The 22,482-nt window shown below is 59.3% G+C and carries 12 protein-coding genes; 10 read left to right on the top strand and 2 right to left on the bottom strand.

What is annotated here, in order from left to right; translation table 11 throughout:
• The first annotated feature begins 73 nt into the window (after window positions 1-73).
• A complete protein-coding gene (locus AMM33_RS05650) occupies window positions 74-538 on the top strand; it encodes a CBS domain-containing protein (RefSeq protein WP_090139399.1) in 465 nt (154 codons plus the stop codon).
• Here AMM33_RS05650 and gluQRS read toward each other — a convergent pair.
• On the bottom strand, window positions 528-1,478 hold the full coding sequence (gene gluQRS / locus AMM33_RS05645; protein ID WP_090139398.1) for a tRNA glutamyl-Q(34) synthetase GluQRS: 951 nt from the start codon (window positions 1,476-1,478) through the stop codon (window positions 528-530). The genes AMM33_RS05650 and gluQRS overlap by 11 nt on opposite strands.
• Window positions 1,479-1,484: 6 nt before the next feature.
• The gene (locus AMM33_RS05640) at window positions 1,485-2,528 is read right to left on the bottom strand and encodes an NAD(P)/FAD-dependent oxidoreductase (RefSeq protein ID WP_194945262.1); all 1,044 of its coding nucleotides are present in this window, start codon (window positions 2,526-2,528) and stop codon (window positions 1,485-1,487) included.
• A gap of 296 nt (window positions 2,529-2,824) precedes the next feature.
• Between AMM33_RS05640 and AMM33_RS05635 the strand changes: the two genes are divergently transcribed.
• The 9 genes from AMM33_RS05635 to AMM33_RS05595 all read left to right on the top strand — a co-directional run bounded on the left by AMM33_RS05635 (window position 2,825) and on the right by AMM33_RS05595 (window position 22,466).
• Window positions 2,825-4,180: a TolC family protein gene (locus AMM33_RS05635; protein ID WP_194945261.1), complete on the top strand. Its 1,356-nt coding sequence runs from the start codon at window positions 2,825-2,827 to the stop codon at window positions 4,178-4,180.
• 46 nt (window positions 4,181-4,226) lie between these two features.
• On the top strand, window positions 4,227-6,398 hold the full coding sequence (locus tag AMM33_RS05630) for a type I secretion system permease/ATPase (RefSeq protein WP_090139396.1): 2,172 nt from the start codon (window positions 4,227-4,229) through the stop codon (window positions 6,396-6,398).
• Window positions 6,395-7,714: a putative HlyD family type I secretion protein gene (locus AMM33_RS05625; protein ID WP_090139395.1), complete on the top strand. Its 1,320-nt coding sequence runs from the start codon at window positions 6,395-6,397 to the stop codon at window positions 7,712-7,714. Before AMM33_RS05630 ends, AMM33_RS05625 begins: the two co-directional genes overlap by 4 nt.
• 50 nt (window positions 7,715-7,764) lie before the next feature.
• Window positions 7,765-9,498, top strand: a complete 1,734-nt coding sequence (locus tag AMM33_RS05620; RefSeq protein ID WP_228767971.1) for a TolC family protein — start codon at window positions 7,765-7,767, stop codon at window positions 9,496-9,498.
• 36 nt (window positions 9,499-9,534) lie between these two features.
• Window positions 9,535-10,338, top strand: coding sequence for a hypothetical protein (locus AMM33_RS05615; protein WP_090139393.1), 804 nt, complete (start codon window positions 9,535-9,537; stop codon window positions 10,336-10,338).
• An 18-nt stretch (window positions 10,339-10,356) separates the two neighbouring features.
• The gene (locus AMM33_RS05610) at window positions 10,357-11,673 is read left to right on the top strand and encodes an HlyD family type I secretion periplasmic adaptor subunit (protein ID WP_090139392.1); all 1,317 of its coding nucleotides are present in this window, start codon (window positions 10,357-10,359) and stop codon (window positions 11,671-11,673) included.
• A 67-nt stretch (window positions 11,674-11,740) separates the two neighbouring features.
• Window positions 11,741-13,255, top strand: coding sequence for a coiled-coil domain-containing protein (locus AMM33_RS05605; RefSeq protein ID WP_090139391.1), 1,515 nt, complete (start codon window positions 11,741-11,743; stop codon window positions 13,253-13,255).
• A 57-nt stretch (window positions 13,256-13,312) separates the two neighbouring features.
• On the top strand, window positions 13,313-20,326 hold the full coding sequence (locus AMM33_RS21790; protein WP_194945260.1) for a hypothetical protein: 7,014 nt from the start codon (window positions 13,313-13,315) through the stop codon (window positions 20,324-20,326).
• 22 nt (window positions 20,327-20,348) lie between these two features.
• Window positions 20,349-22,466, top strand: a complete 2,118-nt coding sequence (locus AMM33_RS05595; protein ID WP_194945259.1) for a peptidase domain-containing ABC transporter — start codon at window positions 20,349-20,351, stop codon at window positions 22,464-22,466.
• Window positions 22,467-22,482: the final 16 nt, after the last annotated feature.

Below are 22,482 nucleotides of genomic sequence, written 5' to 3'. Positions count from 1 at the left end.
CTGTCGGTCAGGGTTCATTGTGGGCTATATTGGAAACCAATTAACACTGCACTCGACCCTAAGGAGACACACCATGCAAGTCAACGACATCCTGCGCGTCAAAGGTGGCACGCTGTTCACCGTGCACCCCGATGAACCCCTGTCCCGCGCCATGAACGACATGGCCGAAAAAGACATCGGTTCACTGGTGGTCATGGCCCAAGGCGATCTGGTGGGCATGCTGACTTTTCGTGAAGTGATTCAACAAATCGTCAAGAACGGCGGTCATGTGGGCCACACCACCGTGCGCGAGGCCATGGATGCCCAACCGCTGACCTGCACGGGTGAGACCGACCTCGACAATGTGCGCCGCATGATGCTGGAGCACCATGCGCGCTACATGCCCGTCATGGACAACCGTGTGCTGATGGGTGTGATCAGTTTTTACGACGTGGCCAAAGCGGTGGTGGACAGCCAGAACTTCGAAAACAAGATGCTCAAGGCCTATATCCGCGACTGGCCAGCACAAGAGGATGCAGAGTCCGACGTCAAGCTTTGATCGGGGTATTGGGCGCGTACTGAGCGCGCCAATGGTCCGTCCAATGCGCCAGTGAGGCGTCTATATCCGTGACATCTGCCCGCACGGGCAAATTCAGGGCTGACGCGGCCTGCCTCAGGGCATGCAGTGGGTCTTGCAAATCCAGCGCCTGAGCACCGTTTTGTTTGCTGAGTTTTTCGCCGTTGGCGCCCAGCACCAAGGCGGTGTGCAGGTATTGCGGCGTGGGCAAATTCAAGGCTTTTTGCAGCAGCATTTGCCGCGCCGTGTTGTCGGCCAGGTCTTCCCCACGCACCACATGGCTGATGCCTTGCGCGGCATCGTCCACCACCACGGCCAGTTGGTAGGCCCACAAACCATCGGCGCGGCGCAGCACGAAGTCGCCCACAGCCTCCAACACATCTTGTTCCTGCCATCCGAGTCTGCGGTCGTGCCATGAGGTAATGCGAGGAAGATTTAATGCAGCCTGAACCGCCTGCACGTTCAGTCGCCATGCCCGGGCGGTTTTGCCACCCAGGCCGCTGCGACAGGTGCCGGCGTACACCGCTGCGTGGTGGCGCAGCAGGGATCGTGTTTGCGCCAATTCAATGTCTTTGCGTGAGCACCCGCAGGGATAAGCCCAGCCTCGGGCGATCAAGGTGTCCAGCGCAGTTTGGTAGGCCTGGCCGCGCTGGCTTTGCCAAAGCACGGGGCCATCGGGCACCAAGTGGCAAAGCGCCAGCTGCTGCAAGATGGCCAGGTCTGTACCGGGCACGCAGCGCGGCGTGTCCACATCTTCCATCCGAACGCGCCACTGGCCTTGATGGGTGCGTGCATCCAGCCAGCTGGCCAAAGCGGCCACCAAGGAGCCCGCATGCAGCATGCCGGTAGGCGAGGGGGCAAAGCGCCCGATGTAGCCTGGCCAGTCCTGCGCAGGGGATGGGCCAAGCCCTTGCCACTCCATGGGGGGTCAGCGCTTTTTGAGCACCGACAGGGCCAACTCCAGGCCCGACACGAAAGCGTCTTCGACCCGGTGGCCCGTGCACCAGTCGCCACACACACCGATGCCCTGATCTTTGAACCACAAATGACTCTGTCCCAGAGGCTGCGAGGTCTTGGCGTACAGCCACCGGTGCACTTCGGCATGTGCAGGCGTAGCGCGGATGCCGGTGATCTCTGCAAAAGCCTTGAGCAGCTTACCGGTGATGCGCTCGGGTGTGTCGTTGACATGCTCGGCCGACCAGGGGGCGCTGGCTTGCACGGTCCAGCGCTCGATGCGCTCGCGACCGGGCTTGGACGATTCACGCGCCATCCAGGCGATGCGGTGGTGCGTGCTGCGTGCTGCGTTCCATTGGGGTCCGAGGGTGATCAGGCCGGGTTGGACGGCTTGGGGGTAGGCGAGCATCAGCGTCCAGCAAGGATCTACCCGGACATCTTTCAAGGGGGTCGCCTGGTCGTTCAGCCCAGAGCTTTGCAGCAAGGTCATGGCTTGTGCTGGCGGGATGGCCAGGACCACGCGGTCAAAGCCTCCAAATACATGCTGGCTGCCGTCTTCACCTTCTGTGTGCAGTTGCCAATTGTTTTTCTTGAAAGGGTCAGCACTGATGTGTGTCACCCGGGTTTGCAGCTGCACATTGCCGTCTTCCAGCAGCGGAGCCGCCCAGGCCTTGACCAGGCCATTCATGCCTGGCGTGGCCACCCAGTGGCGCTCGCCGCCGGGCAAGCCCGCTTCGATGACGCGACCATTGGGGTCCAGCACGCGCACGGCATTGGCACTCCAGGGTTTGCATAGACCCGGCACGGTGCCCAAAGCCAGCTCGAAACGCGGGTCACGCACGGTGAAATACTGCGCACCATGGTCAAAACTGCCAAAGGCACTGGCCCTTGTGGCCATGCGTCCGCCCACCCCCCGACTTTTTTCAAACAAGGTGACGCTGTGTCCAGCTTGGCGCAGGGTGCGTGCGCAAACCACGCCGGCCATGCCGACACCAATGATGGCGATGTTGTGATGCATAGAGTGACCTTTTGTCTCAGAGGAATGACTCTCTCCTTATACAACATGTCAGCACAAGATAAAATTCAGACTTTAAAGTTCATTAAAATGCTGAATATGTTAAATAAATCAATTTTTTATGATATTTAATGAATTTTTATGAATATTAATTGATTTTGTTTTCTAATCTGATGAATATAAAATAATTAAGCTATAAACTCCCATCACAGTTGTCTTTCGTGCCATTTCATTTTTCAATTTTGAGGGTCAACTTATGTCATGCTCAATGCCTATTGAGCCACCTTCGGAGTATGAGAGTGTTTCATTTTTTGGTGATTTTTGGTTTTTTCGTGGGTTTAATGCCGGTCGGTTTGGCCAGTGCGCAAACCCCGTCGGTCAGCTTGCCGCCCACCGTGGTGCTTTCTTCGAGTTCGTCACTTGGCGAGCAAGAGGAAAACCGCCAGATTCCCGCCGCGGTCGTGAATTACGTGCAAATGGCACTTCAGCGTCACCCAGAGCTCTTGCAAGCCGAAGCACAAAGCCGTGCCCAAGAAGAGCAGTTCAAAGAAGCCAAGGCGCAATTCAAGCCGCGTGTGGTGGTGGGCGGCAATACGGGTCAAGAAAGTCAGCGCCTGAACGCCGCGAATGTGTCCAACTCTTACAAGCAAGCCCAAGCCTATCTGCGCATGACCATGCCCTTGCTGGACCAGGGTTTGGAGGCTCAGGCCGAGCAAAGACGCCAATCTTCCATTGGTGCGGACTGGAAGCTGGTCGATAAACGTGAAGAGTTGATGCTGCGCACCTTGGAGGCTTATGTGGAAATCCTCAGGGCGTCGCAGTTGCTGGTTTTGGCACAAGACAATTTGTCCATGCATCGGGGTTATGTCAAACAGGTCAAAGGCATTGCCAAGCTGGATTTGGGGCGAGCAGCTGATTTGCCCGCTGCCATGAGTCGCGCATCTTTGGCCGAGTCGGTCATGACCTCGCGTTTGATGCGATTGGAGCAGGCTCGTCTGGAGTTTCAAAGCTTGACCGGTTTGCCCAAGGTACACGATTTACCTGAACTGCGTGTATTGACCCCTGCTGCAAGTTTGGAAGAGGCCTACCAAAAAGCCTTGAATGCCAGTCCTGCCTTGCAGGTGGCACGTGCCGATGTGGAGCAAGCGCAGCAAGGGATTGCCTTGGCCAAAGCCCCTTATCGCCCCCGTGTGAATCTGGACGCCACGGGCAAAACCGGGCGCGATTTCAACGGCATTCATGGCAAGCAATCTGATCTTTATCTGGGCGTTCAAGCCGAGTGGACGGTGTGGGCAGGAGGCGCCGCTGCACATGCCTTGAATGCCGCCACATCCACGCAGATGGCCACGCGATTTGCGTTTGAAAAAGCCCGTGATGAGTTGCAGCAACGCGTGGGTTCTGCCTGGTACGAATTTTTGGCCCACACCCAGTCCTTGGCGTCATTTGATGAATACGTCAACCACGCGCAGGAGATGGTCTACGCCAACCGCAAGCAATTCAGGATCGGGCGTCGCAACTTGCTGGACGTTCTCAATGCTGAAAATGAATTGTTCACTGCCAAGTCCAACAAAATGTCATCCGAAATGGACCAGATCAAGGCATCTTTTCGCTTGATGGGCTTACAGGGTCTTCTTCCCACGGTGTTGCAGTTGTGAGTGAATTGACGATGCTTTCGGGTCTACATTTGGATGGGGCGGGTCGATGAGCTTGCAGCCTTCTGTGTTTGAGGCGCTCAGTCATTTGGCACTGCGTTTGGGACAGCGTGTTTCTGCACGCGAGCTGATGGCGCAAACGGCCGAATTTGGCGACGAAGACCTGAGTTTGCTGGCCGCAGCAAAAACCCTGGAAAGTCATGGCCTGGATGTTCAGATAGCGGCTTTGAAGCCCGCTGAATACGACAGTCGTTTGGGGCCGGTGGTGATTGGGTTGGCAGGTGGTTGGGCTGCCGTTTTGCTCAGCCGCAAAGGCGATGCCTGTGAAGTGATTGCCCCCCACCTGAATGACAGCCTGAACGCTGGCCAGACTCAGTGGGTGCCGGTGCAGCAATTGGCAACCGAAAGTGCAGGCTGGAGTTTGCACGCGCGCATTCGCCAAGATTCAACGCTTGAACATCCGTCAGCCCCTCAAAATGGACAGCCACAAGGGGACATCCCACCGTCCGGCACGCATTGGTTCTGGAGTGTGTTTCGCACCTTGCGAGGTTTTTATCTGGACAGCACCTTGGCCGCGATGCTGATCAATTTGCTGGCATTGGCCACTTCTATGTTCTCGATGAATGTGTATGACCGCGTCATTCCCAATGCGGCCTTGCATTCGCTGTGGGTGCTGGCCTTGGGGGTCACGCTGGCGGGCCTGCTTGAATTAGGGCTGCGCACCATGCGGGGTTATCTGGTGGATGTGGCCGGTAAAAAGGCCGATTTGCTCTTGTCCTCACGCATTTTCAAACAGGCCCTGAATTTGCGGGCTCAAGACCGTCCGGTTTCAAGCGGTCAATTTGCAGGCCAGTTGCGCGAATTTGAATCGGTGCGTGACTTTGTCAGCTCAACCACCTTGGTCACCTTGAGCGATGTGCCCTTCGTCATCGTGTTTTTATGCGTCATTGGCTTTTTCGGTGGTCCCCTGGTGTGGGTGCCCATCGTCGGGGCGGTGTTGGTGTTTTTGGCCGGTTGGGCCTCGCAATGGCCGATTCGTGAATCCATTGCGCGCTACCAATATGAAAGCGCTCAAAAACTCGGCTTCATGGTTGAAACCCTGGAACGGCTGGAACAAATTCGCGCCATGGGCGCCGAGCCCCGCATGCAAAGCCGCTGGGAACGCATCAGCGCCACCACCGCCCGCAGCGCCATGACCAGCCGCTGGGTGTCGGCCATCACCTTGAATTTCACCCAATTTGTGCAACAAGCGTGCAACACCGCCTTGATCGTTTGGGGTGTTTACCTGATTTTGGAAGGTCGCCTGACAGCCGGTGGCTTGATCGGTTGCACCATCCTGGCGGGGCGGGCTCTGGGGCCTTTGGCACAAGTGGCGGGTTTGCTCACCCGCTATCAGCATGCCGTTGGGGCCTTCAAAACCCTGGACCGCATCATGCGTTTGCCGGGCCAATACGAGCCCCAGCGTAGCTACATGGGCCTGCACAAATCCACGGGGCATTTGCAAGTGCGCCAACTCCAATTCAGCTACCCCTATACCGAACGCCCTGTGCTGCAGATCCAAAATCTGGACTTGGCCCCTGGCGAGCATGTGGCCTTGATGGGGCCTGTGGGCAGCGGCAAATCCACACTGCTCAAGATGCTGGCCTGTTTGTATCCGCCCACCCAGGGGCAGGTCTTGCTCGATGGTCTGGACATGGCCCACATCTCGCCCGCTGATTTGCGCGCTCAACTGGCCTGGGTCAGTCAGGATGCGGTCTTGTTTCGGGGCAGTTTGCGCGACAACTTGCTCATGGCCGCGCCCCATGTGTCCGACGCACGCTTGCAGCATGTCTTGCAGCTCACAGGCATCCAGCCTTGGGTGGCTGTGCATCCACAGGGTTTGGACATGCCTTTGGGCGAGGCTGGTGCGGCCCTGTCTGGCGGTCAGCGGCAGATGGTGGCATTGGCCCGTGCCTTGCTGGCCAACTGCCCGGTGGTCTTGCTCGACGAGCCCACCAGCGCATTCGATGCTGCCAGCGAGCAGCGTTTGCTGAACAATCTTCAGACCGAGTTGGCCGGTAAAACCGTGGTCATTGCCACACACCGCCCCGGACCCCTGAGTCTGGTGACGCGCCTGGTCTTGCTCGACAGCGGTCAGGTTTTGGCCGATGGCCCCAAAGAGGCTGTGCTGCAGGCGGTGCAAGAAGGCCGCGTCAAGCGCGCCATTGGGAGGACTGCATGAGTGCACCCCGTTCTGTTGTCGCTGGCGCTGCGTCTGGCCTGCCCACACCGGCATCGTCCGCCAAGTCTTTGCAAGAGCGCCAGGCGCTGACGCAAAAAATCCTGCGCCTGCGTGAAAAAAACCAGCTGCAGGCCGATCTGGATCTGCTGGACGATGTGTACGCCGCTTCCTTGCGTGAGCGTCAACCCCTGTTGCGCGCAGGCCTTTACGCCACGGCCGTGGTCTTGCTGGTGTTCATGCTGTGGGCGGGCTGGGCGCAGCTCGAAGAAGTCACCACCGGCATGGGCAAAGTCATTCCCACCAGCCGCGAACAAGTCATTCAGAGCCTGGAATCGGGTGTTCTGGCTGAGCTGCTGGTGGCCGAAGGCGATACGGTCGAGGTCGATCAGCCCTTGCTGCGCATTGACGATGCGCGCCAAGGCGCCACAGTGCGTGAAGGGCAGTCCAAGATCGACGCCTTGCAGGCCGCAGCTGTGCGTTTGCGTGCCGAGGCCCAGGGGGGCAGCCCGGTTTTTCCGGCCGACTTGCTGCGCCGAGCCCCGGAATTGACGCGCAATGAACGTGACACCTTTGAGGCCAGACGCCGCAGCCTGGACAGCAGCATTGCATCGCAGCAACAAACCCTGAAGCTGGCCACCGAAGAGTTGCGCATCACCGAGCCCATGGCCGCCAGCGGCTATGTGTCCGATCTCGAAGTGCTGCGCATCAAGCGCACCATCTCCGAGACCAAAGGCCGGTTGAGCGAATTGGCGGGCAAATTCAAGGCCGATGCGGCCACCGAGCTGGCGCGTGTCGAGGCCGAAATGGGCTCGCAGCGTCAGGGCCTCACGGGCAAGGAAGACAACTTCCGCCGCACCATCTTGCGAGCACCCAAACGCGGCGTGGTCAAAAACATCCGCATCAACACCCTGGGCGGCGTCATCCAGATGGGGCAGGACCTGCTGGAAATTGTGCCCATGGACGACAAGCTGCTGATAGAGACCCGCATCCGCCCCTCAGACATCGCGTTTTTGCGCCCTGGCATGGAGGCGGTGGTCAAAATCACGGCCTATGATTCCAGCGTGTACGGCTGGCTCAATGCCCGGCTGGTGCAAATCAGCCCCGACACCCTGCGCGATGAGGTGCGTCGAGAAGAAACCTATTACCGCGTCTTGGTTCGCACCGACAGCGCGAGTTTGAAAACGCCGGACGGCAAAAATTTGCCGATCATTCCGGGCATGTTGGCCCAAGTGGATATCAAGACCGGACAAAAATCGGTTCTGACCTATCTGTTCAAGCCTGTCATGCGCGCCCGAGAAGCGCTCAGAGAACGGTGAATGCCATGAAAAAAACCTCGACTTCCAGCTCAATTTTGCCCACTCACCGCATGCAAAGGCAGACTTTCAATCCTGGCGTGTTGTGCGCTGCCATGGCCTTGGCTTTGCACTCGCCGGTGTGGGCGCAGGCCAGTGCCGCCACATCCGACGCCGAGATTGAACGCCAGCGCCAAGCTACACAAAGCCTGGTTGATCAAGTCACTGCTGATCAGGACAAGCCCATGGACCGGGCCAACACCCTGGGGCAAGAATTGCCTGCATCACTTCAGAACCGTTACAAGCCCTGGAAAGACGCGGTGCGCGCCAAAGCGCCCGTGGATACAGCGGCCAAGACGGGCCTTGCCTTGCCCACTTTGCCCAAGCCCGAACAAGCCCTGGTGCTGCGCCGACCGGTCGAGGTCTCGGCCAAAGTCAATCTGTCGACGCCGGACTTTTCTCGCCAGAGCCTGACGTTTGCCCAATTGACGGGCAAGGCCGAAATCGACCTGCCCGAGCCAGAAGGGGGGTTGGGTACTTCCGTGGTGACTCGCAAAACCACCGAATTTCAGCGAGTGGCTTTTTCTTTGCCCGACTTGCTGTTGGCCGGTCTGGAGTTCAGCCCCGAGCTGACGGCGGTCAAGGCCCGCCAGGAAAGCTCACGTCAGCGCGTCGCCAAAAGTCGTGCTGATTTGTTGCCCTCTTTTTCAGCGCGTTACGCCAAGGGCAATGAAAACAGCACCACGGCCACCTTGAACAACAGCGGACACGATTACAAAAACACGTCCTTGCGTGTGACCCAGCCACTGGTCAATTACCCGGCTTGGCAAACCTGGCAGGCCAGCGGACTGACGCTGGACGCGGCCATGCTGCGCAGCGCTTCGATGGAGCAGGAAGTTGCCCTGAACCTGGTCAAAGCCGTGATCAACCTCACGACCAGTCGCATCACGCTGAATTTCTCAGACGAGTTGTTGAGCAATTTGTCGAGCATCCTTAACTACCAAGACCAGCGTTCGCAATCGGGGGCCAGCAGCCAGGCCGAGCTCGAACGTGCCCGTTCACGGGTCCTGGCGGCGCGCCAGGCCCGGCTGGAGCAGCAGGCCAGTTACAAAGGCGGTTTGCTCGAATTGGAGCGGCTGTTGGGTTTTTCACCGCAACTGCTGAACCTGCCCTTTTTGAGCCAACTGCCTGCCTTGCCCCGAACGCAAGCCGAAATCCGGGACAAGGCCTTGAAAGCCAATGCCGAGCTGACGGCACTGCGTGCCGAAGTGGAAGCTCAAAAGGCCCAGGTGCGCGCCCAATACGGCCGTGCAGCGCCCACGGTGCTGGCCAGTCTGGAAGATGACCGCGCCACCAACAACGGGGGCGTGATGGGCTCGCGCCAGGACACCCGTGCGCTGGTGGTGGTCAACTGGGCGCTGTCTTTGGGGGGCAAGGAGTATTTTGCCGGCAAGGAAGCATCGGCAGACTTGTCCGAGTTGCAAAGCAAGCTGGCACAAAATGAGCAGCGTCTGGCGCAAAACGTGGACACCGATTTCGCCTTGCTCCAGGCAGCCACTTTGCGCATCAGCTTGGGGCAGCAAGAGCAAGAGGCGGCACGCCGTGTGACCGAAGCCGTGCGCGAACAACTCAAGGTGGGGCGCATTTCTTCGTTGCTGGAAGCCCTTGATGCCAGCCAGAGCCTGTATGACGCCCGACTGAAACTGACGCAAGCCTTGGGGCAGCAAATGCTGGCCCAGGCGCAACTGCTCAAAAGCATGGGGCAACTCAGTACCCTGCGTGAGCAGGCCCGCATCCAGTTGAAGTGATTTTTGATTTTTCTTTTCCAATAAAAAGGCTAACCCATGGCTGGCTCCTCCGATTCGAACGACGCATCCGATATTTTTTGGCCCGGTTATGTGGACGCCATCTCGAACCTGGCGATCAATTTGCTGTTCGTGATCGCGGTGATGTGCATCGTGATCCTGAGCTTTGTGTTGGAAGAAACCACCAAGGGCACACCGCGCGAAGGTACCGTGCCGCAAGATGTGCAATACGTCAACGACAACCCCAACACGCATGCCGCGCGGTTGCAAGAGCTGCAAATGGAAAATGCCAAACTCAAGGAAAGCTTGGAGGCATTGCAAAAAAGCACAACCACGACTTCCAGCAGCACGGCAGCCCCCAGCACGTCCGCCGCACCCAGCATGGCCAAAACTGATCAGTCAAGCAAAGCAGAACAGCCAGCCAAAACAGAAAGCAGCACTACGGCCAACAATGTGCCCAACAACGCCCCCAAGATGGAAGTGGTTCAAGCCAGGCAGGAAGTGGTGAAAGAGGCCAAAGGTGAATCCAGCGTCAACACAGTGGGGGCGGGCTTGATCGTCAACTTTGATCCCAAAGTGGTCACGCTGTCCAACGAAGAGTCCAAGAGCGTCGTGACGCGCTTGAACAGCTTTGGGCCGATCAAAACCACCCGCTGGCAAATCACCGTCATCACGCCCAAGGGCTTCAGCGAATCCTCTCGCTTGGGGTACTACCGCGCAGTGGCCGTGCGCAATGTCCTGATTCAGGCCGGAACGCCCGGTGATTTGATCCAGATGCGGGTGATGGAAAGTGTCCAAGCCGGTGCAGACAGCGCCCGCGTCACCGTCAATGTGGCCCCTTGAATGCACAGAGCCTGACGCATGAAACTCCGCAAACTTTGGCAGCAACTGCACCAGCCTCCGAGTGAAGCTGCATTGCGTTTGTCGCTGTCAGAACGCCACGAACGCCGCTGGTTACTCAGTTTGGCCTTGTTCTTGCTGCTCTTGCTGATCTGGGCGGCCTGGGCGCCCGTGGACAGGGTGGTGCGCGCAGAAGGCCGCATCATCCCCTCCACGCGGGCGCAACTGGTGCAGCACCTCGAAGGCGGCATCGTGCGCGACATCCGGGTCCGGGAAGGTCAAAACGTCAAGGCAGGCGACATTTTGTTGAGCTTGTCCGGCACACAGGTCAATACCGATGTGGAGCAGGGGCGAAACCGCATCGTGACCCTCAAGTCCCAACAAGCGCGACTCAAGGCCGAAGCCACGGGCGCTGCTTTGCCTGAATTTCCAGCTGATGTGCCCGACGCACAAAAAGACCTGGAGCGTGCAGCGTTTCGCGAACGCGCAGAAAAGATCCGCGCCGAGCAGGGTGCTTTGCGCCAGCAAATCAACCAGCGCCAATCCGAGTTGAGCGAAGCGCAAAACCGGCTGAAAAACATGGCCACCGAAGTCGATGTGGCCCGCAAGCAATTGGCCGTGGTCGAAGGGCTGTACCGAAAGGGTGCTGCATCCCAGCTGGAATGGTTGGACGCCCAGGGACGCTTGCAGCGCCTGAGCACCACGCAAGGCGACATCACCAGCTCCATTCCCCGGCTGCAGGCGGCCATCGAAGAACAATCGTCCCGATTGAACGAATCGACAGCCCGCTTTCGCGCAGAAGCGCGTGCCGAGCTGGCCCAAATCAGCGCTGAAATCCAGCGCTTTGAGCTCAATATGAGCAACGACAGCGACCGCCAGGCCCGTAACGACGTGCGCGCCCCGGTGGCCGGTTTTGTGAACAAACTCAATTTCAACACCTTGGGTGGCGTGATTCGTCCCGGCGAAGTGGTGCTGGAAATCACCCCCAGCGAAGGCCCCTTGGCCGTAGAAGCCCGTGTGCGGCCGGACGATCGGGCGCGGCTGCGGGCAGGCCTGCCCACCCGCGTGCTGATTGGGGCCTATGACTACGCCATTTACGGCGCTTTGGAGGGCCAAGTGACTGAAGTCAGTGCCGACACCTTGGCCGACGAAAACGGGCAGCGTTATTACCGCGTGTTGATTCAGACGGGGCAGGCCAAAGGTGCTTTGGCCGAGCAGGTCATCTTGCCCGGCATGACCGCGCGCGCCGACATCGTGGCCGGTCAACGCAGTGTGCTCAGTTATGTGGTGTCGCCCTTGATGCGCTTTGCCACGCAGGCGCTGAGAGAGCCGTCCTGAAGGCGACCCGCCCCCGAGCATTTTTAAGTTTTTACTTCCAACAATTACTCAAGCAACCGAGGTCTCCATGAAACGACTCAAACCCTATTACTTTTTTGTTGGCCTGCCGATTTTGCTGGTCCTGCTGGGCTTTGTCTTCTTTTATCAAGAGGTGGCAGGCACCATGCGGGGCAATCCGCACCCTCAGATCAACTACCTGATCTTCTTGCTCATGGCGCTGGGCGCGGGCATGATGCTGCACGCCGTGCACCGCATGAATCGCGAGGGCGCATTCATTCAGAAGTTTTTCCGACAAGCGCGCGACGGCGCATCGCAAGAAACACTGCGTGAGATGGTGTTGGGTGAACGCTATGACGTCAGCACCGTGCTGGAGTTCCTGGCGGAAACGCAAAATGCGCCCATCAGTGATGTGCAGCATGCCGCGCTGGAGTCAGAGGTGCACCGCTTCGAATCGCGTCAGAACATGCGCCTGTATTTGCCGCAGTTTCTGTCGGGCGCCATGGTGGGCTTGGGCTTGTTGGGTACCTTCATTGGCCTGCTGGGCGCGCTGGAAGAAATCGGCAAGCTGATCTCTGCCTTCACCATGGTGGAGTCAGGCAATGCCGCCGCTGCAGTGCGCACCTTGGTGGATCGCTTGAGTTCGCCGATGAAATCCATGGGGGTGGCCTTCAGTGCATCTTTGTTCGGCGTGCTGGGCTCGCTCATCATGAGCGTGCTCATGGTGGGGGTAAAGCGTTGCTCCAGTGAACTGGTGGCGGCCATGCACTCGCGCCTGGTGTACCTGACCGACTTCACCACACACGCGGCCCCAGAAAACAAGCAAGACCAGCTGACCGCCAGTCTGAATGTGGTGGCTGAGCAGTCACCCATCTTGAAAGCGCTGACGGTGGCCTTGGAGCAGTCCGAGCGCCGGGTGCGCGATCTGATCACCTCGCTGGGCACACTGTCGGCACGCATTGAGCGCAACGAAGTTCAGCTTTGGGCTGAACTGAGCGAAGGCTTCAAACAAAACCAGCAAGGCCAAAATGCCATGCTCGACAACCTGAACCTGACGGTGCAGGCCGTGCGCGAAATCGCCCGCGAAGTGACCCCTGCGGCCTACCGCGAAAACGCAGTTGTTGCGGCCTTGGTGACCCAGCAAAATCGTCTGGAATCGGTCTTGCAGGTCATGGAGTCCAGCTATGGTCAGTTCAACAAATCCCTGACCCAGCAAAGTGAAGTGTTGCTGCGTCAAGAGCAATCGGGGCAGGAGTTGGTGCAATTGCGTCAGGCCATGGCCGACCAGCAGCGCGGCATCCAGCAAGCGCTCAATGCACTGGGCAGCAGTTTTGTCAGCCTGGACAGCGTGATCCGCGAGCACCAGGAACTCATGGTGCACCAGCGCACGACAGATGATGTGCACAGCTCGCAACTGGCATCGGCTTTGCGCGAAGAAGGCGAGATCCTCAATCGCCTGATTGGCCGAATCGAAGCTTTGCAGCATGAACAAGGTGCGCAGCAAGAGCGCCATCTGAGCTTGCTGGTGCAAGAGCTGCGGCAGCAGCCAGTGACGACCAGCAATCCATCGGGTGCCAGCAGCTGAAGGCTGCCTGCCAGGTTCGCGACGACTGCTTGAAATTTGACTCTCAGGGAAAAACAAATGGACACCCCACTCACACCCCATGCCCCCATGTTGCCGATACTTTTGGCACAAGCGAGCACGCCAGGCCCTGTGACAGATGGCGCCGTGGTCAGCGATGCGCCTGCGTCCACAGCTGTGAGCGTCCAACAAGGGCCGCGCAATGTGAAGGTGGTCGAGAGCAAAGAAGTTGACGGCACCAGCAGCTTTGAGGTGGCTGTCACGAGCAGTCAGGTCAAATCCGTGCAGGTGCTTGATCTGGACATGCTGCTGCTGCTGGACAACGGTGACGGCATCTTGCTGCGTGAAGGGGCTTTTTTGGCGACCACCAACGCCATTCAAAAAGTCATCTTCAGCAATGGCAAGCAAATGCCTGTCTCCGAATTGCTTCAGCAAGTGGGGGTCATGAAACCCTCAGAGGCCGCCAGTTTTCGGATCAGCTCCACAGAGCTCACATTGGTCAACAACGAGCCACGAGGTGGACAAGGCCTGAACTTGGGCAAGGGCGACGACGACACGCAAAAGGGGCCAGCGGTCGAGGAAGTGACGCAGCTGCTGCAGTCCTTGCAAAACGCCAAGTTGTCGGACTCCCCGGTCGCCGAACAGCCCATCATCCCCCTGAAACTCGCGGACAACCTGGCCGACCCTGTGGTGCTGCGCCCCGCCTCCTCGCCCGGCACCGAGTTCACCACCAACAACCAAAGCACCTCCAACCTGACGGCTTTGAAAATCCCCAGCCTGACGGGGGCCGTGGACCCCAAAGTCAGCGGTGTTGAAACGGCGGACAGCACCAAAACCTTTGCGGCCACCACCTTCGACAAGATGGTGGGCATGCAGCAGTTGGCGGTCAAAGTGCAGGCCAATGCCACATCAGTGGCACCCCCTGCTGCAAACACCAATCCGGACAGGGCCTCGGCCTTGTTGAATCTGGACGCGCCCAGCAACGCCACCAGTTTGAAAGTGCAGCTCAGCACGTTTGGGTCAGCGGCCGCAGCAGAGTTGCCTGAGCGCATGGGTTTCACGCTCAATGGTCAGGACATCAACAACGCTGCAACCGTTGTTGTGCCCTTGTCCACTGCAAACCAGAAATTGCAATTGCCCGTGACCTGGAAGCTGGCCGAGGGTGAGGTGTCCAAAGTCACATTCCAGATGCTGGTGCAATATCTGGATGCCACGGGCAAGACCATCAGTGGTGTTGACCAAACCCTGACCTTTCAATACCAAAGCATCAACGAGGTCAACCAGATTTATGAGCTGGACGGCAATGGCAACCCCATTCTTCAGCTGCCCGCCAATGGTTTCAACTACAACATCACGGGTCGGGATGCCGACGACAACATCCAGGCCTGGTTTGGCAATGACATTGTGCGTGGCCAAGGTGGCAATGACGTGGTCGATGGCGGCGCGGGTCATGACAGTCTGTATGGTGAGGCAGGCAATGACAGCTTGATCGGCGGCACAGGCAACGACCTGCTGGATGGTGGTGAAGGCAATGACTTCTTGAATGCAGGCGAAGGCGTCAATCTGCTCATGGGCGGCACAGGCGATGACACCCTCAACAGCGGCGCAGCCAGTGACACCTTGGACGGTGGTGCTGGCAATGACCTCTTGAATGCAGGCGAAGGCGTCAATCTGCTCACAGGCGGTGCAGGCGATGACACCCTCAACAGCGGCGCAGCCCATGACACCTTGGACGGTGGTGCCGGCAATGACCTGCTCAATGCAGGTGGCGGTGACAACTCACTGGTGGGGGGAGGCGGCAATGACAGCTTGAGCGCAGGCAGCGGCAACGACAAACTTGCGGGCGGCGAAGGCAACGACTCGCTCAATGCCGGTGATGGTCAGAACACCCTTTGGGGCGGTGCGGGTGATGACACCATGAATGCCGGCTCAGGCCACGACACCCTGACGGGTGACGAAGGCCATGATGTGCTCAATGCGGGTGGCGGTGACAACTCGCTGGTGGGCGGGGTCGGCAACGACACCTTGAGCGCAGGCAACGGCAACGACCTGCTCGAAGGTGGCGAGGACAATGACCTGCTCAATGCCGGTGATGGCCAGAACACGCTGCTGGGCGGCTCGGGCGATGACACCTTGATGTCTGGCGCAGGCCATGATCTGCTGATCGGCGGCGCAGGTGCTGACGTGATGGACGCTGGGGGGGGCAACAACACGGTGTCGTTTGCACTGGCGCAAGACGCGGTCATCGTCAATTTGGCTTTGGGCGCTGGTCAGGCAGGCGAAGCCTCGGGCGACACCTACACCCGTATTCAAAACGTGGTGGGTTCAAATTTTCATGACCAATTGTTGGGTGATGCACAAAACAACCTGATGTTGGGCGGCCAAGGCAACGACACCTTGGCCGGCGGCGGGGGGCTGGACACCCTCGTGGGTGGGCTTGCACTCGATGCTCTGGATTTGCTGCCCGCAGAAGAAAACACCGTGTCGTATGAAACGGCCCTTCAAAATGTCCTTGTCTCATTAACCGATTCAAACCAGAACGCAGGCGCTGCAGCAGGCAACGTCCTGATCGGGATTGCGCACTTGCTGGGCGGACAGTTCAATGATCAACTGACAGGCGACACGCAGTCCAACCGCCTGACAGGGGGCGCCGGTCACGACACCTTGATGGGTCTGGTCGGCCAAGACACCCTGGACGGTGGGGATGGCAACGACGTGCTGCAAGGCGGTGTCGGAGATGATGCCTTGGTGGGCGGCGCTGGCCATGACCTGTTGGATGGCGGTGACGGGAAAGACCAGCTGTTTGGCGACGCAGGCGATGACACGCTCATCGGAGGTGTGGGCGCCGACCTGTTGTCGGGGGGCGATGGTTTGGACATCGCCTCTTACCAAACCGCACTGGGCTCAGTCACTGTCAACCTGGCTGAGGCCAGTTTGAATGCGGGCGATGATGGCCGAGGCGACACTTTGATCAGCATTGAAGGGGTCATTGGCTCTCAATTCGATGACCAACTGACGGGCAATGAGCTGGTCAACAAACTCTACGGTCGTGAGGGCAACGACATCCTGACGGGTGGCGCTGGCGCAGACACTTTGAGCGGTGGCGAAGGCGTCGATACGGCCGCCTATCTGGGGGCTGCCTCAGGGGTCAGAGCCAGTTTGACACAGCCCAGTTCCAACACTGGTGATGCTCAGGGCGATGTCCTGATCAGCATTGAAAACCTGACGGGTTCTGCGTTTGCCGACACTCTGGAAGGCAATGTCGGCGCGAACGTGCTGTCTGGCAGCAGGGGGGACGACGTTCTGATCGGCCGTGGCGGTGGCGACCTCTACTTCGGTGGCGATGGCAGTGACACAGCCGATTACTCCGACGCCCTGGACAAGGTGGTGATCAATCTGGCCAACCAGGAAAACAATGCCGGTGCGGCTGCTGGCGACCAATTGGAGTCCATCGAGCGCGTGGTGGGTAGCCGATACAACGACGAGTTGACGGGGGATGCGGGTGACAACGCCTTGGCGGGCGGTGAGGGCAGCGACACGCTCAATGGCGGCGCGGGCCAGGACGCACTGGATGGCGGTGATGGCATAGACACGGCCACCTATGCCTTTGCCACAGCCAAGGTAGAAGTCAGCCTGTTAACGGGGGGGACGGCGGGCGATGCCCAAGGCGACACCTTCAACAACATCGAAAACCTGGTCGGCACCAACTTTGAAGACAAGCTCGAAGGCAATGCGGCCAACAACGTCATTTCAGGCAATGCAGGTGGTGACACCCTGGTGGGCGGTGGTGGCAGCGATGTGTTTTATGGCGGCGAGGGTGATGACGTCATGCGCAACACCGGCAACGGGTTGAACCAGTATTTTGGTGGCAGCGCCGAGTCCGACAGCGGCGTGGATGTCGTCACCTATGAGGGCATCAATACGCCGGTGCGGGTGAGTCTGTCCACAGGCGGCACCAACAACGCCACCGCAGGTCAACAAGGCAGTACCGAGACCTTTTCAGGCATTGAAAACCTGATCGGTGGTACCGGCAATGACTGGCTCGAAGGCGATTTGAAAAGCAATCAACTGACCGGCGGCTCGGGCGACGACAGCCTGTATGGCATGGCAGGTTCCGACATCTTGCTGGGCGGCAGTGGCAACGACTTCTTGGTGGGCGGGGCGGGCAACGACCTGCTCAACGGAGGCGATGGCTCAGACACGGTCAGTTATCAAAATTCAGACAAAGCCCTGACCATTGACATGGCCAGAACTGAGCGTGGCGCCGGTGGCTTGACAGATGCTGTGGGCGATGCGTTTGCGTCCATCGAAGTCTTCGTGGGCAGTCAATTCAGTGACACCTTTTTAGCCTCAACCGCCAGCACCTGGATTCGAGGGGGTGACACAGGGGCCACCCGCGTGACCGATACCGTGGATTACAGCGCGTCTGAAATCTCAGGCGACAGTTTGGGCGTGGATGTGGATTTGGCGCGTGACAACCAAACCAGTGCCACCGTGACTGTGGACGGTGGACGTGGCGTGGGCGGCGGCGCCTGGGAAGGCGGCATGGCCAAAGGCGACAGCTACGACAGCATCGAAAACATCATCGGCACCAAAGGCCATGATGTGCTTGCAGGCGACGCACAAGCCAACAAGCTCGAAGGCGGGCTGGGCAACGACACACTGATCGGGCGCGGGGGGCATGACACGCTCGATGGTGGTGAGGGCATCAACACCTTGAACTATGCCGAGAGAACCAGCCATTTGCTGGTGAATTTGGGCGTGGTCGATGGCAACGGCTTTGTCACCGTCACCCTGGCCACAGGGGCCAACGCAGAAGTGGACCTGATCAAAAACATCCAGAACCTGGTGGGTGGCACCGGCAACGACAGCTTGTCCGGCAGCGCGGCAGACAACTGGCTCAGCGGGGGAGCCGGCAACGACAGCTTGATGGGATTGGGGGGGGCAGACACATTGGATGGCGATACGGGCAACGATCTGCTCAATGGTGGTGATGGCAACGATTCGCTGATGGGGGGCGCAGGCCTTGACACCCTGATCGGTGGTGCCGGTGCTGACACCTTGATCGGCGGCACGGCCACTGACGGCTCGGACACCTTGAATGTGGCCAGTTATGAGACGGCGACTGTGGGCGTGACGGCTTCCTTGATCGCGCCCTCATCCAATACGGGTGATGCGCAGGGGGACGTGTACCAGTCCATCTCGGGCTTGAGGGGGTCTGCATTCAACGATCTGCTCACAGGCGACGCGCAGGACAACACCCTCGACGGTGGTTCTGGCAACGATGAGCTCGATGGCCGCGCGGGCAACGACATCTTGGTAGGCGGTGCCGGCAACGACACCTTCATGGGCGGCGAGGGCGCCGACTTGATGGACGGCGGTGTGTCGGACACCACGGTCCCATCCGTGGATGTGGTCACCTATGCCAACTACACCGGTGCCACGGGCTTGATCATTGATTTGTCCAACTTGTTGGTGGGTCAAGGCCAGGGCACTGATTGGGCCAAGGGCGATGTGTTTTCCAACATCCAAAAAGTCATTGGCACGGCCAAAGACGACACTTTCTGGGCAGGCAGCTCGCCCATGGCCATTGATGGGGGTTCTGACACGCAATCTGGCAGCAACACGGTGAGTTTTGAAGCCTCCACCAGCGCGGGTGTGTCGGCTTCTTTGATGGCAACGCCTGGCATCACGCTGACCGGCTGGGCCGCCAACAAAACTTACACAAACATCCAGAATTTGACGGGCACAACGCTGGCCGACGTTCTGGAGGGTGATGCCCATAACAACGTGCTGAGCGGTGGGGCAGGCGATGATGTCTTCAAGGGCACATTGGGGAATGACACCTTGATCGGTGGTACAGGCAATGACACGGCAGATTTCTCCAGCGTCACCTCGGCCCTGAACATGAGTTTGGTCAATGGCACGGTGACAGGCTCAGGCATCAACACCAGCTTGCAAAGCATCGAATGGCTGGTGGGCGGCAGCGCAGCTGATACCTTGGTCGGCGCAGCGGGCAACGACATCCTGACCGGGGCCGGGGGCGCTGACAGCTATGTGGGCGGCGATGGCACAGACTTTGTCAACTATGAGCGCACTGGCTTGACGCAGGGATTGACCATTCGCATGGACACCGTCGCTGGTGCCACCAGTGATGCGGTGGGCGACACTTATGCCGCCGACATCGAAGGCGTGATCGGAACCCGCTTTGCCGACAACTTGTATGGCCGTTCCACCGATGAAATATTGCAAGGTGGCGCAGGCGATGACACGCTGTATGGCAGTTTGGGTGCCGATACGCTGGAAGGCAATTCCGGCACCAACACGGCGGACTACAGCGCCTCCACGGCGGTCAACATTGATGTGTCGGACAGTAGCGCCGAGCAAGGTGGTTTTGCCCAAGGGGATCAGTTGTCCAACATCCAGAGCATCGTGGGCAGCGCTTTTGGGGACGCCATGAAGGCGGGTGCCACGGCCATGCAGTTTGATGGACGTGGCGGCAACGACACCTTGATCGGTGGTGCTGGCGCAGACCGGCTCGATGGTGGTGATGGTGATGACAGCCTGACGGGCAACGCTGGCAATGACATCTTGTTGGCGGGCAAGGGGGTCGATACCCTCAGTGGCGGTGATGGCAACGATGTGTTGAATTTCTCAGATAAGAATTTGACAGCGGACCAGGGCTCAGGCGGGGCTGGCGATGACACTTTCATTTTAGGCAGCAGCACGGGCGGCAGTTTTGTGATGGATGGTGGTGCGGGCACTGACACCCTGAAGCTGCTGGACATTGGCAACACTTGGTCCTTGGACACGACCACCATCGTGGACAACAAATTTATCGGGTTTGAAAAACTGGACCTCAGTGGCAATGGCAACCAAAACTTGACATTGACCGCTCAAGGTATCAAGGCTTTGGTTGATCCAGGAAATAGCCCTCTGAACTTGACCTTGATTTTGGACGACGGCGACACCTACAGTCCAGGGGGCGACAACACTTTGGCTCAGGGTGCAGGGAGTTTCAACTTGACTGGCGGCGGTATCACTGCGCATGTGAACATCGTGTATGTCACCTGAAATCGTCATACCCCGCTTGACCATGCCCGCCGCATTCACTTCCCAGCAAGCCTGCCGTTGGCTGGAGCAAGAAGCGCAGCGCCAGGGCGCATCGTCTGCATCGCGCTGGGCCGAGCTGCTGCAAGACTGGCTGGACCAAGGCGCCGCGCAAGAAGGCATGAGCTGGACCGCCTTGCGCCAAAGCATGGCCGAGTCCGGCTTGCAGTTGCGTGTGGTGCCGCAAGGCCTGCCTGTGGATGCGTTGACAGAAGGCTTTTGGCTCTGGCCCCTGGCCGCCGGGCAGTGGTCGGTCTGCCGGGTGGATGCGGCGGGGCAGGCGCATGATCCCCAAAACACCTTGCAGCCGGGCGCGGCAGTGGCAGCCAAGTCAGCCATGCCCGGTCCGGCGTTCTTTATCCAGTCGGTGGGCTTGCCGCACCAGCGCGACGGCCACCGCAGCTATTGGCAATGGGTGGCCCAAATTCTGCAAGGGCGCCTGCAAGGCCTGGTGTTGTCGAGCCTGCTGATCAATTTGGGCGTGATCAGCTTGCCGCTGTTTTCCATGCTGGTGTACGACAAGGTCATGCACAACGGCATTTTTGAAACCTTGTGGGCCCTGGCCATCGGCGTGTTGTTGGCATTGGCACTGGAGGTGATGCTGCGCTGGCTGCGTGCCCGCCAGGTCGAGCGCCTGGCCCAGGTGCTGGACCAGCGTGTGGATGCGGTGCTGTTCCAGTCCCTGCTTCAGCCTGGTGGACGTGCGGGCAGTCAGCCGGGCATGACGGCACGCTTTGTTTCGCTTTACCGCGATTTGTACAGTGCACGCGATTTTTTCTCGGCCCACTATTTGCTGGCCTTAGCCGATCTGCCCTTCATCTTCATCCTTTGGGCGGTGATTGGCTGGATCGCCTGGCCACTGCTTTTGATGCTCATGGTCTGGACGGCCGTTTATGTGGTCTTGGGCACCTGGATCAAGAACCGATCCAAGCACATTGGCAGCCATGCCAGCCAGTTGCAGACCGGCAAATTCGCCTTGCTGGCCGATGCACTGTCATCACTGGACGCTTTGCGCACCAGCCATGTAGGGCAGCGCTTTCAGGCCCGTTTTGCCAGCCTGTCGCAAGACCACGCCGATTTTCAGGCCTTGCAGCGCCACGAGATGACGCGCCAGATGCTGCTGAGCCAGGCGGTCTATATTGGCTGCTCGGTGAGCTTGCTGGTGCTGGGGGCTTATTTGGTGTTTGACCAGTTCATCACCCAGGGCGCCATGGTGGCCGTGGGCATGCTGGCCGGGCGCACCCTGGCTTTGGTGGGCCAGGCCCTGCTGACGCTGGGCCGCTGGCGCGAGCTGCAAGATGCGCTGGCCGCGCTCAATCCGTTTTTGCATGCACCATCGCCCGATGCCGAGCCCGTGACCGACGCGCCTGCGCGAGCGGTCGAGGGGGACATCAAGCTCTTGCAGGTGGGCCATGGCTATGGCGGCCAAGGCCAAGGGCAGGCGCTCAAAGACATCACCCTGCACATCGGTGCCGCCGAGCGCGTGGCTTTGCTGGGCCGTCCGGGTTCGGGCAAGTCCACCTTGGCCAGAGTCCTGGCCCGCGCCATTGACCCGACGGCGGGAGAGGTGCGGGTGGACGATGTGGCGCTGGCGGCATACCCGCTGCACAGCCGCGCCAGCTGGCTGAGCTTCAAACCGCAAGAAGCCACCTTGGTGGCGGGCACGTTAGAAAGCAACATCCTGGCCGGTCTGGCCTTGACCGCCAGCCCCGAGCAGCGTCTGCAGGCCTTCAAGCGTGGCTTGTACCTGTCGGGCCTGGATGTCGACCTGGGCAACGGCAGCTTGAGCCTGAGCCAAGCCGTGGAAGAGTACGGCAGCAACCTGTCGGGCGGCCAGCGCCAAAAGGTGGCACTGGCACGTGCTTTGGCCGTGGACGCAAAAGTCTTGATCCTGGACGAGCCGACCAATGGCCTGGACCCGGAATCCGAAAAATTGCTGGTGCAGCGCCTGGCGCAGCTCAAGGGCACGACCTTGATTTTGGTCACGCACAGTGCGCGGGCCTTGGCCCTGTGTCCCCGCGTGGTGGCGCTGGACCGTGGCCGCGTGGTGGCCGATGGGGCCACGCGTGAATTGGTCAAAGTGGACCCCGTGCCCGGCGTTTGACGCCCGGGTCTGAAGA

The sequence above is a fragment of the Limnohabitans sp. DM1 genome (assembly GCF_001269385.1).
Lineage (GTDB): Bacteria > Pseudomonadota > Gammaproteobacteria > Burkholderiales > Burkholderiaceae_C > Limnohabitans_A.
Note: the sequence above shows the minus strand (reverse complement) of the source record. Positions and strands in the feature narration are given on the sequence as shown.